The following is a 12,181-nucleotide window of genomic DNA, read 5'->3' on the forward strand; positions in this document are numbered from 1 at the left end:
CGGACCGGTCCGTCAGACCTTGCTCTTGCTGATCTCCCAGAAGCGGAAGACGGTGGAGGCGTCCAGGCAGTACTCCAGGCCGTAGACACCGTCGGCGACGACGGCGTACTGCTTGGCCTGCCAGACGGGCAGGACGGGGATCTCGTCGGCGACGATCTGCTGCAGCTCGTCGAAGTCGTTCTCGGTGGCGCTGCGGTTGCTCTCGCCCGCGGTGCGCGGGATGAGCGTGTGGGTGATCGTCTTGTTGGAGTAGTTGTTGCCGAGGACGTTGCCCTCGCCGAAGAAGGGGCCGGTGAAGTTGTCGGCGTCCGGGTAGTCGGGCACCCAGCCCTTGACGTAGACGCCGTACTTGCCGGCGGCTATGTCCTTCTCGTACTGGTCGAACGGGACGGACTTGACGTCGGCGTCGAACAGGCCGCTGTCGTTGAGCTGCTGGGCGATCGCCTTGAGCTCCTGGTCGGTGGCGGGGCCGTAGCGGGACGGCGTGGACCACAGGGTGAGCTGCACCTTGTCGGTGATGCCGCCGTCGCGCAGCGCCTTCTCGGCGAGTTCCTTGGAGGGGCGGGCGCCGTAGGTGTCGAAGAAGGCGGTGTTGTGGCCGTCGATGCCCGCCGGGATGATCGAGTACAGCGGGGTGGCGGTGCCCTCGTAGACGTCGCGGATGAGGGCGTCGCGGTCGAGCAGGTAGGCGATGGCCTTGCGCACGGGGAGCTTTCCGGCGACCGGGTCGTCCATGTTGAAGACCAGGTGCTGGACCTCGGCGCTGGTGCCCTCGACGACCTCGATGCCGGTGCCGTCGGACTTGGCCTCGATGTCGGCGATGTCGGCGGCGCTCAGACCTCGGTAGGCGATGTCGACCTCGCCGTCCTGGAGGGCCTTCTTCAGGGCGGTCTGGTCGCCGTGGAAGAACTTGAGGGTGACACCGGAGTTCTGGACCTCGGCGGAGCCCTGGTAGTTCTCGTTGACGGAGAACACGGCCTCGCCGTCGCTGAAGGACTCCAGCTCGTAGGGGCCGGAGCCGCTGGCCTTGCCGTCCTCGCGCAGGCCGTCGGCGTCGTACTCGCGGTGGTTGACGATGGAGCCGGCACCCGAGGCGATCTTGCTGGGGAAGGTGGCGTCCGGGACCTTCAGCTTGAAGACGACGGTCTTGTCGTCCGGCGTCTCGACCTTGTCCAGCATGGGGAACATGATCGCGGGACCGGCGTCGTCGTTGATCTTCATCATGCGGTCGAAGGAGAACTTGACGTCCTTCGACGTGAGCGGGTCGCCGTTGCTGAACTTCAGGCCGTCCTTGAGGGTGCACTCGTAGACGGTGGCCTGGGAGTCGGAGAAGCCGCACTGCTTCGCGGCCTCCGGCTCGGGCACGGTGCTGCCCTTGGGGAAGCTGAGCAGGGACTGGAAGACGTTGTTGAACAGCAGCCAGGAGCCGGGGTCGTAACCCGACGCCGGGTCCGTGGCGAGGACGTCGTCGGACATCCCCATGACCACGTCGGAGCCGCTGCCGCCGGAGTCGCCGGATTCCGTGCCGCAGCCGGTCAGCAGGCCGGAGGCCAGCCCTGCCACGAGGGGCAGGACCGGCCACTGGTTGCGCATGTTCACGTGCGTGTGCCTTGTCGTCGTTCTCGGAAATGGCCCGGGGCGCCGTCCCGGGCCCCCCGGAGGACGCGGAGACGTCAGCCGCTCACACCGCGGCCGAGCTCCCAGAGCTGAAGGGTGGAGGAGGAGTTGAGCGCGTACGCGGTGCCGGTGATGTCGTCACGGGCGGCGATGTACTGCTTGCCCTGCCACAGCGGGAGCACGGGCACGTCCTCGGCGACGATGTCCTGGATCTCGGTCAGGCTCGCCTCCGCGGAGCCCCGGTCGGCCTCACGGCGGGACTCGGGGATGAGGGTGTTGCGGATCGTGCTGTTGGCGTACGGGGACTTCAGGAAGTTGTCCTCGTCGAGGAACGGCGCGATGTAGTTGTCGGCGTCGGGGAAGTCGGGGAACCAGCCCATGCCCCACACCTCGTAGGAGCCCTTGCGCTGGGCGGGGACGAAGCTGTCCCAGGGGGTGCCCTCGATGGTGACGTCGAACAGGCCGCTGTCGTTGAGCTGCTTCTGCAGCACCTCGAACTCCCGCTTGGTGGCGGCACCGTAGTGGTCGGTGGTGTAGTGCAGGGTCACCTTGACCGGAGTGTCGACGTCCGCCCTGGACAGCAGGTTCTCGGCCTTGGCGGCGCTGGGGTCGCCGTAGCGGTTGAAGAACGAGTTGGAGTGGCCGGTGATGGTGGCCGGGACCAGCGAGTACAGGGGCTCGGCCTGGGAGCCGTAGACCTTGGAGACCAGCTCGCTGCGGTTGATGACCTGGGCCATGGCCTGGCGTACGGCCTTGTCCTTGACGCTGGGGGCCTCGGTGTTGAAGGCGAGGTAGCGGATCTCCAGGCCGGGCATGTCGAGCAGTTCGATGTTCTCGCCCGGGTCGACGGTGAGCTTCTGGATCTGCTCCGGCGTCAGGGTGCGGCTCATGACGTCGACATCGCCCTCGGAGAGGGCGGCGGACATGGCCTCGTCGTCCTTGAAGGAGTGGATCTCGACCTTGTCGTTGTTCACCTTCAGCGCGCCCTGGTACTCGGCGTTCCTGGTGAACACGGCCCTGACCATCTCGTTGTTCTCGACCTCGGCCTTGAGGGTGTACGGGCCGGAGCCGCTCACCTCGAAGCCCTCGCGCAGCTTGCCCTTGTCGTAGTCGGCGGGGTTGACGATGCCCGCGACGGGGGTCGACAGCTTGTACGGGAAGGTGGCGTCGGCGGTCTTGAGGTGGAAGACGACCTCGCTGTCGCCGCGCGCCTCGACGGTGTCGATGGTGGACAGCAGGGCGTACACCTCGGAGTCCGCCTCGATGGCCAGCGCGCGGTCGATGGAGTACTTGACGTCCTTGGCGGTCACCGGGGTGCCGTCGGCGAACTTCAGGCCCTCGCGCAGCTTGCAGACGTAGCGCTCGTTGCCGGTGTCGGTGAAGGTGCAGCTCTCGGCGGCCTCGGGGACGGGCTCGCCCTCGCCGCGCGGCTGGATCATCAGGGTCTGCACGGTCTGGCGCAGGATGTTCCAGCTGCCGACGTCATAGGCGTAGGCCGGGTCCAGGGGCGCGGGAGCGTCCTTGGTGGCGATGAACCGGTCGGTGGTGCCGACGGCGATCGCGCCGCCCCCCTCGCCCTCGCCGTCGGACCCGCCGCAGGCGGCGAGTACCGGCGCGAGCAGGCCGATGACGGCCGGCAGCACCAAGGTCTTGCGGTTCATGCTGGGGTTTCTCCACTGCTGTCAGGTCCGTGTATCACGCAAGCGGGGGTGGTGCCGCGAGATCGCACGGTGAGGGGGTGATGTTCTCGCGACGAGATTAATGGGCGCCCGCTCGGGGGTTCGCGGCCACCGGAGTTGAGATTCCATCACGCTGTGAAACCGGGCGTGGACACACCGAAAACCCGACAGTGGAAGGTTTGGTGCACGGTCCCCCCAATCCGGACACAAAGGCAACCCCGCGTTCCGGAAAAAAGGGGGGAACGCACAGGATGACATCGCTGTCGAGAGGCTTTGACGTGGTGAACGTCACATCGCCAACCGCGTTCACACCGGCCGGAATTCAGCCACCCGACCTGTTCGATTTCTTCCGCACCCGCATGCGAAGGACGCCGGTCAATTCGACGGCGAATCAGCTTCGGACTCAGGGTGAACGGTCAGTGCATTGCTGTCGTCAGATCACCATGAGGCCACGCAGAAAAGCCAGGTCGACCTCTTCGAGCGAGTTCACCACGGTGCGCCGGGCGGCCGGGGAGATGGGGGCGACGGAGGGCACCGCCACCACATGGCAGCCGGCCGCCTCGGCGGCGGCGACCCCGGTCGCGGTGTCCTCGACGACCGCGCATCTGGCCGGATCCACGCCCAGCCCGGCGGCCGCGAACAGATACGGGTCGGGGTGCGGCTTGGTGCGCGGCACCTCGTCACCGGCGACGGTCAGCCGGAAGTGCTGCGGGCCGAGGGAGGTGAGCACCCGGTCGATGATGCGCCGGTGGGAGGCGGAGACCAGTGCCGTGGGGATCTCGTGCGCGGCCAGCTCGCCCAGCAGCCGGGCGGCCCCGGGCATCAGGGGCAGGGTCCGGGAGATGCGGTCCTCGAAGCCCTCGTTGAGCAGCACGGTCAGTTCCGCGAGGGTGATGTCCGCGCCGGTGGCCTCGATCAGGAACCCCGCGCTGCGGCTCATGGGGCCGCCGACCACGACATGGCGCCAGGACTCGTCGAGGGTGTGGCCGAGAGCGGCGAACACCTCCACCTCGACGTCCCACCAGAAGCCCTCGGTGTCCACCAGGGTGCCGTCCATGTCGAGGAGTACGGCCTGCAGGGCTGAGCCCTCGGCCGTACGGGTGCCGAGTGCGGGGACCGTCGTGGTCATCCGGCGTACCTCCTTGAGGGACGAGCAGGCCGGTTCCCGTGCGGGGAACCGGCCTGCGTGGACCGACCAGTGTACGTCTCACAGAGCGCGAGCGCCTTGTTTAAAAGGCGTGGTCGGGGGCACTCCACCGATACGCCGGGGGCGGCTGTGGCGTGCCTGGACACCGCCTGCACCGGGCCTCCGGAGGGCCCGGAGAGAGGGTCAGCGGGCGTTGAAGTACTTCGCCTCCGGGTGGTGGATGACGATCGCGTCCGTGGACTGCTCCGGGTGCAGCTGGAACTCCTCGGACAGCTTCACACCGATGCGCTCGGGCTCCAGCAGCTCGGCGATCTTGGCGCGGTCCTCCAGGTCGGGGCAGGCCCCGTAGCCCAGGGAGAAGCGGGCACCGCGGTACTTCAGCGCGAACATGTCCTCGATGTCGGCCGGGTCCTCCCCGCCGAAGCCGAGCTCGGCGCGCACGCGCGCGTGCCAGTACTCGGCGAGCGCCTCGGCGAGCTGCACGGACAGGCCGTGCAGTTCGAGGTAGTCCCGGTAGGAGTTGGACTCGAACAGCCGCGCGGTCTCCTCGCCGATGCGGGAGCCGACGGTGACGACCTGGAGTCCGACGACGTCCGTCTCCCCGGACTCCTCCGGGCGGAAGAAGTCGGCCAGGCACAGCCGCCGACCGCGCCGCTGGCGGGGGAAGGTGAAGCGGGTGCGCTCGTTGCCCTGCTCGTCCAGGATGATCAGGTCGTCGTCCTTGGACACGCACGGGAAGTAGCCGTAGACGACGGCCGCTTCCAGAAGGTTCTCGGTCTGGAGCCGGTCCAGCAGACCGCGCAGCCGGGGACGTCCCTCGGTCTCGACGAGCTCCTCGTACGTCGGGCCGTCGCCGGTACGGGCCTGCTTCAGTCCCCACTGGCCCTTGAACAGCGCGCCCTCGTCCAGCCAGGACGCGTACTCCTTGAGCTGGATGCCCTTGACCACACGGGTGCCCCAGAACGGCGGCGTGGGCACCGGGTTGTCGGTGGCCACGTCCGAGCGGACGTGCCCCTCCTCCGGCCGCTCCTCGACCACGGTGGCGGCAGCCCGCACCCGGCGTTGCTTGAGTTCGGGCAGCTTGGCGCCGGGCACGCCGCGCTTGACGCCGATCAGCGCGTCCATCAGCCGCAGACCCTCGAAAGCGTCCCGCGCGTAACGGACCTCGCCCTCGTAGATCTCGTGCAGATCCTGCTCGACGTAGGCACGAGTCAGCGCCGCACCACCCAGGATCACCGGATAAGTGGCCGCCAGACCGCGGGCGTTGAGCTCCTCCAGGTTCTCCTTCATGATCACCGTGGACTTCACCAGCAGCCCCGACATACCGATCACATCGGCCCTGTGCTCCTCGGCCGCGTCCAGGATCGCCGACACCGGCTGCTTGATCCCCAGGTTGACCACGTTGTAGCCGTTGTTCGACAGGATGATGTCGACCAGGTTCTTACCGATGTCGTGCACATCACCACGCACCGTGGCCAGCACGATCGTGCCCTTGCCCGCCTCGTCCGTCTTCTCCATGTGCGGCTCAAGGTAGGCGACAGCCGTCTTCATCACCTCGGCCGACTGCAGCACGAACGGCAGCTGCATCTGCCCCGACCCGAACAGCTCACCGACGACCTTCATACCGTCCAGCAGCGTCTCGTTGACGATGTCCAACGCCGACCGCTCGGCGAGGGCGTCATCGAGATCGGCCTCCAGACCATTGCGCTCACCATCGATGATCCGCCGCTTGAGGCGTTCCTCCAGCGGCAGCGCCGCCAGCTCCTCGGCCTTGCCCGCCTTCAACGACTTCGCCGTGGCCCCCTCGAACAGGGCCATCAGCTTCTGCAGCGGGTCATAACCCTCGGCACGCCGGTCGTAGATCAGATCCAGCGCGGTGGTCACCTGTTCCTCGTCGAACCGGGCGATCGGCAGGATCTTCGAGGCGTGCACGATCGCCGAGTCCAGCCCCGCCTTGACACACTCGTCCAGGAACACGGAGTTCAGCAGGATCCGCGCGGCCGGGTTCAGACCGAAGGAGATGTTCGACAGACCCAGCGTCGTCTGCACCTGAGGGTGGCGGCGCTTGAGCTCACGGATCGCCTCGATCGTGGCGATACCGTCCCCGCGCGACTCCTCCTGACCCGTGCAGATGGTGAACGTCAGACAGTCGATGAGAATGTCCGACTCCTGGATACCCCAGTTCCCCGTCAGATCGGCGATCAGCCGCTCGGCGATCTCCACCTTCTTCTCGACCGTACGGGCCTGGCCCTCCTCGTCGATCGTCAGCGCGATCAACGCCGCCCCGTGCTCCTGCGCCAGGCGGGTCACCCGCGCGAACCGGGACTCGGGACCGTCCCCGTCCTCGTAGTTCACCGAGTTGATCACCGCACGGCCGCCCAGCTTCTGCAGACCCGCCTCGATCACATCGACCTCGGTGGAGTCCAGCACGATCGGCAGCGTGGAGGCAGTGGCGAACCGGCCCGCCAGCTCCTCCATGTCGGCCACACCGTCCCGGCCGACATAGTCCACGCACAGATCCAGCATGTGCGCGCCCTCACGGATCTGCTCGCGCGCCATCTCCACACAGTCGTCCCAGCGGCCCTCCAGCATGGCCTCACGGAACTTCTTCGACCCGTTCGCGTTCGTCCGCTCACCGATCGCCAGATACGACGTGTCCTGACGGAAGGGAACCGTCTGGTAGAGGGAGGCCGCGCCGGGCTCGGGGCGAGGGCTGCGCTCGACCGGGGTCAGGTCGCGGACGCGCTCGACGACCTGGCGCAGGTGCTCGGGCGTGGTGCCGCAGCAGCCGCCGACCAGGGAGAGCCCGTAGTCGCGGACGAAGTTCTCCTGCGCGTCGGCGAGCTCCGGCGCGGTCAGCGGGTAGTGGGCGCCGTCGGCGGTGAGGACCGGCAGGCCGGCGTTGGGCATGCAGGACAGCGGGATGCGGGCGTGCCGGGCGAGGTAGCGCAGGTGCTCGCTCATCTCGGCGGGGCCGGTGGCGCAGTTGAGGCCGATCATGTCGATGCCCAGCGGCTCCAGGGCCGTCAGGGCGGCGCCGATCTCGGAGCCGAGGAGCATGGTGCCGGTGGTCTCCACCGTCACGGAGACGATCAGCGGCACGTCGTAGCCGGCGACCTGCATGGCGCGGCGGGCCGCGATCACCGATGCCTTGGTCTGCAGGAGGTCCTGCGTCGTCTCCACCAGCAGGGCGTCGGCGCCGCCGGCGAGGAGGCCCTCGGCGTTCTTCTGGTAGGCGTCGCGGATCGCGGTGAAGGTGGTGTGGCCGAGGGTCGGCAGCTTGGTGCCGGGGCCCATGGAGCCGAGGACCCAGCGCTGCTGTCCGGTGCGCGCGGTGAAGTCGTCGGCGGTCTCGCGGGCGATGCGGGCGCCGGCCTCGGACAGCTCCTCGATGCGGTCGGCGATGTCGTACTCGCCGAGGGCGCTGAGGTTGGCGCCGAAGGTGTTGGTCTCCACGCAGTCCACGCCGGCGGCGAAGTACGCCTCGTGGACGGAGCGCACGATGTCGGGGCGGGTGACGTTCAGGACCTCGTTACAGCCCTCCAGCTGCTGGAAGTCCTCCAGGGTCGGGTCCTGGGCCTGGAGCATGGTGCCCATGGCTCCGTCGGCCACCACCACACGGGTGGCGAGCGCCTGGCGGAGCGCGGACGCACGGGTCCGGCTGTCGGCGGAAGGGGTCGGCGGCACAGAGGCCATGAAGGGCTCCCTCGGGTGCGACGGCTGTCGGCTTTGCGCCCCTGGGGTCCCGACAGGTCGGGCCTCAGCGGTGAAGCCCATGGGGGCTCCCCGATGTGGGCGCACGCCGTCAGCGTAGCCGGGAGCCTGGGCCTGTGGTCAGGGGCGTCCACCACCCGGACGAGCCGGTGCCGGGGCGGCGGGGTGGGCCGGGTGGGTGACGGGCCGGGGGCGTGTGGCCCACCATGTGGCGACCGGATGTCGTCGGACCATTAGCGGAGGGTCGGCATGGACCGGTAGTGTTCGACATTGCCGAACGGTGGACAGTGTCGAACAGCGACAGACAGCGTCACGGTTCGACGGTCGAAGGGGACGGAGGCAGGACGGCGATGGCACGGAACATCCAGTCGCTGGAGCGGGCGGCGGCGATGCTGCGCCTGCTCGCGGGCGGCGAGCGGCGGCTGGGCCTGTCGGACATCGCCTCCGCCCTGGGCCTCGCCAAGGGGACCGCGCACGGGATCCTGCGCACCCTCCAGCAAGAGGGGTTCGTGGAGCAGGACGAGGCATCGGGCCGCTATCAGCTGGGCGCGGAGCTGCTGCGGCTGGGCACCACCTATCTGGACGTGCACGAGCTGCGCGCGCGGGCACTGGTCTGGACGGACGACCTGGCCCGCTCCAGCGGGGAGAGCGTGTACCTGGGGGTCCTGCATCAGCAGGGCGTGCTGATCGTGCACCACGTCTTCCGGCCCGACGACAGCCGGCAGGTGCTGGAGATCGGCGCGATGCAGCCGCTGCACTCCACGGCGCTGGGCAAGGTGCTGTCGGCGTACGACCCGGTGGCGCACAGCGAGGCACTGGAGGCGGACCGCAAGGCGTTCACGGACCGTACGGTGTGCGATCTGGACGCCTTCGAGCGGATCCTCGACGTCACGCGCGCGCGTGGCTACGCGGCCGACGTGGAGGAGACCTGGGAGGGCGTGGCGTCCATCGCGGCGCCCATCCACGACCGGCGGCGCATGCCCGTGGGTGCCGTCGGCATCACGGGCGCGGTGGAGCGGCTGGCACGGGACGGCGAGCTGCGGCACGAGCTGATCGCGGCCGTGCGCGACTGCGCCCGCGCGGTGTCGCGGGATCTGGGCGCCGGGCGGTTCTGACCGCCGTACGCGCCGGGTCGTGCCTACGGCCGTGCACGCCGGGCGGCCCTGACCGCCGTACGCGCCGGGCCGCGCCTACGGCCGTGCACGCAGGGCGGCCCTGGCCGCCGTATGCGCCGGGCGGTTCCGACCGCCGTACCCAAGGACTTTCGTGACCGGGATGCCGTACGGCGTCCCGGTCCTCGGTGTGCCCGCGAGCGGTCCGCGGCCGAAGCCGTACAGGTCGGGACGCATCACCCATAGGCGGAGTCGATCAATAACGATCGTGCATTCGATAACAGAAGTCTTGACGGGTGCCTGACGCCGCAGCAAGACTCCCGTCCATCGGTCGGCATTGTCGAACACCTACCGGCAATACACGCTAGAGTGTGACAACGCCAAGGGACCGGCACAGCTCTCACCCCCTGAGGGCGCAGGAACCCCGAAGGGACTCGGGATTCTGCTTCCCCTGGACGAAGGACAAAGGAGTCGCGGGTGTCCAGCTCCGACATCTTCATCGGCGAGACCATCGGTACCGCCATACTCATCCTGCTCGGCGGTGGCGTCTGCGCCGCCGTGACGCTGAAGGCCTCCAAGGCCCGCAACGCCGGCTGGCTCGCCATCACCTTCGGGTGGGGTTTCGCCGTGCTGACTGCGGTCTACACCTCGGCGCCGCTGTCCGGCGCGCACCTCAACCCGGCGGTCACGCTCGCCCTCGCGATCAAGGACAACGTCTGGGACAACGTCGCCACCTACTGGGGCGGCCAGCTGCTCGGCGCCATGATCGGCGCGACCCTGGTCTGGGTCGCCTACTACGGCCAGTTCCACGCGCACCTCACCGACAAGGAGATCGTCGGCGGTCCGGGTGCGCAGGCCACCGCCACCAAGGCCGTCGAGGCGCAGGAGAAGGGCGCGGGCCCGGTCCTGGGCGTCTTCTCCACCGGCCCGGAGATCCGCAACGCGGTGCAGAACCTGGCCACCGAGATCATCGGCACGATCGTGCTGGTGCTCGCCGTCCTCACGCAGGGCCTGAACGACAACGGCAACGGCCTCGGCATCCTGGGCGCCCTGATCACCGCCCTGGTGGTCGTCGGCATCGGTCTGTCGCTCGGCGGTCCGACCGGCTACGCCATCAACCCGGCCCGTGACCTCGGCCCGCGTATCGTGCACGCCCTCCTCCCCCTGCCCAACAAGGGCGGCTCCGACTGGGGCTACGCCTGGGTCCCCGTCGTCGGTCCGCTGATCGGCGCGGCGATCGCCGCAGGCATCTACAAGGCCGCGTTCGCTTAAAGAGCCGGGCTTCTTGGTAAAGCAACCCGAGCATCCGAGCCGTCACGCACGCGCCGTACGTACAGCCCCGTAACCAAGGACTTCCAGGAGCACACGATGACCGACGCCCACGCCGGCCCCTTCATCGCCGCCATCGACCAGGGCACGACCTCCAGCCGCTGCATCGTCTTCGACCGGGACGGCCGTATCGTCTCCGTCGACCAGAAGGAGCACGAGCAGATCTTCCCCAAGCCGGGCTGGGTCGAGCACAACGCCACGGAGATCTGGACCAACGTCCAGGAGGTCGTCGCCGGAGCCATCGCGAAGGCCGGGATCACCCGCGACGACATCAAGGCCATCGGCATCACCAACCAGCGCGAGACGACCGTGCTGTGGGACAAGAACACCGGTGAGCCCGTCCACAACGCCATCGTCTGGCAGGACACCCGCACCGACGCCCTGTGCAAGGAACTCGGCCGCAACGTCGGCCAGGACCGCTTCCGCCGCGAGACCGGCCTGCCGCTGGCCTCCTACTTCGCCGGTCCCAAGGCCCGCTGGCTGCTGGACAACGTCGAGGGCCTGCGCGAGCGCGCCGAGGCCGGCGACATCCTCTTCGGCACCATGGACACCTGGGTCATCTGGAACCTGACCGGTGGTGTCGACGGTGGCAAGCACTACACCGACGTCACCAACGCCTCCCGCACCATGCTGATGAACCTCCACACGCTGGAGTGGGACGAGAAGATCGCCGAGTCCATCGGTGTGCCGCTGGCGATGCTGCCGGAGATCCGCTCCTCCGCCGAGGTCTACGGCGAGATCACCGGCGGCAGCCTGGGCGAGCTGCTCGGCGGTGTCCCGGTCGCCTCCGCGCTCGGCGACCAGCAGGCGGCGCTGTTCGGCCAGACCTGCTTCTCCGAGGGCGAGGCGAAGTCGACGTACGGCACCGGCACGTTCATGCTGATGAACACCGGCGAGAAGATCATCAACTCGTACAGCGGGCTGCTGACCACCGTCGGCTACCGCATCGGCGACGAGGCGCCGGTCTACGCCCTGGAGGGCTCGATCGCCGTCACCGGTTCGCTGGTGCAGTGGATGCGCGACCAGATGGGCCTGATCTCCACCGCCGCCGAGATCGAGACGCTCGCGCTCACGGTCGAGGACAACGGTGGCGCCTACTTCGTGCCGGCCTTCTCCGGCCTGTTCGCCCCCTACTGGCGCTCCGACGCCCGCGGTGTCATCGCCGGTCTGACCCGGTACGTCACCAAGGCGCACCTGGCGCGCGCGGTGCTGGAGGCGACGGCCTGGCAGACCCGTGAGATCACCGACGCCATGACGAAGGACTCCGGCGTCGAGCTGTCGGCCCTGAAGGTCGACGGCGGCATGACCTCCAACAACCTGCTGATGCAGACGCTCTCGGACTTCCTGGACGCCCCCGTGGTGCGCCCGATGGTCGCCGAGACCACCTGCCTCGGCGCCGCCTACGCCGCCGGTCTCGCCGTCGGCTTCTGGACCAGCACCGACGACCTGCGTGCCAACTGGCGCCGGGCCGCCGAGTGGACCCCCCGCATGGACGCGGAGACCCGCGACCGTGAGTACAAGAACTGGCTCAAGGCCGTCGAGCGGACCATGGGCTGGCTCGAGGACGAGGAGTAAGAAACCCC

7 protein-coding genes are annotated in these 12,181 nt (G+C 68.7%); 3 read left to right on the forward strand and 4 right to left on the reverse strand.

Annotated elements, in window-relative coordinates:
• Positions 1-12: 12 nt before the first annotated feature.
• From ACSU6M_RS06665 to metH, 4 genes are all read right to left on the reverse strand, one after another.
• Complete coding sequence (locus ACSU6M_RS06665) at positions 13-1,599, reverse strand: ABC transporter substrate-binding protein (protein WP_437067859.1); 1,587 nt, start codon at positions 1,597-1,599, stop codon at positions 13-15.
• Positions 1,600-1,673: 74 nt separating this feature from the next.
• Complete coding sequence (locus tag ACSU6M_RS06670) at positions 1,674-3,278, reverse strand: ABC transporter substrate-binding protein (protein WP_437067861.1); 1,605 nt, start codon at positions 3,276-3,278, stop codon at positions 1,674-1,676.
• 451 nt (positions 3,279-3,729) lie between these two features.
• Positions 3,730-4,425 carry an HAD family hydrolase gene (locus ACSU6M_RS06675; RefSeq protein WP_437067863.1) on the reverse strand — a complete coding sequence of 232 codons (696 nt, stop codon included), beginning with the start codon at positions 4,423-4,425 and terminating at the stop codon, positions 3,730-3,732.
• A 201-nt stretch (positions 4,426-4,626) separates the two neighbouring features.
• Positions 4,627-8,139 (reverse strand): methionine synthase, encoded by a 3,513-nt coding sequence (gene metH, locus ACSU6M_RS06680; RefSeq protein WP_437067865.1) that lies wholly within the window; start codon positions 8,137-8,139, stop codon positions 4,627-4,629.
• A gap of 368 nt (positions 8,140-8,507) precedes the next feature.
• On the opposite strand from metH, the gene ACSU6M_RS06685 reads away from it, so the two are divergent.
• The 3 genes from ACSU6M_RS06685 to glpK all read left to right on the forward strand — a co-directional run bounded on the left by ACSU6M_RS06685 (position 8,508) and on the right by glpK (position 12,173).
• On the forward strand, positions 8,508-9,272 hold the full coding sequence (locus tag ACSU6M_RS06685; RefSeq protein WP_437067866.1) for an IclR family transcriptional regulator: 765 nt from the start codon (positions 8,508-8,510) through the stop codon (positions 9,270-9,272).
• Between the two features lie 474 nt (positions 9,273-9,746).
• Positions 9,747-10,541, forward strand: coding sequence for an MIP/aquaporin family protein (locus ACSU6M_RS06690; RefSeq protein WP_437067868.1), 795 nt, complete (start codon positions 9,747-9,749; stop codon positions 10,539-10,541).
• 96 nt (positions 10,542-10,637) lie between these two features.
• Positions 10,638-12,173, forward strand: a complete 1,536-nt coding sequence (glpK, locus tag ACSU6M_RS06695; protein WP_437067869.1) for a glycerol kinase GlpK — start codon at positions 10,638-10,640, stop codon at positions 12,171-12,173.
• Positions 12,174-12,181: the final 8 nt, after the last annotated feature.

Source organism: Streptomyces sp. enrichment culture (genome assembly GCF_964272895.1).
Classification (GTDB): Bacteria; Actinomycetota; Actinomycetes; order Streptomycetales; family Streptomycetaceae; genus Streptomyces.

Bases quoted from the DNA above. Each gene is read 5' to 3' on its own strand.
- ACSU6M_RS06670 (WP_437067861.1), bottom strand. From the start codon at position 3,278: ATGAACCGCAAGACCTTGGTGCTGCCGGCCGTCATCGGCCTGCTCGCG.
- ACSU6M_RS06675 (WP_437067863.1), bottom strand. From the start codon at position 4,425: ATGACCACGACGGTCCCCGCACTCGGCACCCGTACGGCCGAGGGCTCA.
- metH (WP_437067865.1), bottom strand. From the start codon at position 8,139: ATGGCCTCTGTGCCGCCGACCCCTTCCGCCGACAGCCGGACCCGTGCG.
- ACSU6M_RS06685 (WP_437067866.1), top strand. From the start codon at position 8,508: ATGGCACGGAACATCCAGTCGCTGGAGCGGGCGGCGGCGATGCTGCGC.
- glpK (WP_437067869.1), top strand. From the start codon at position 10,638: ATGACCGACGCCCACGCCGGCCCCTTCATCGCCGCCATCGACCAGGGC.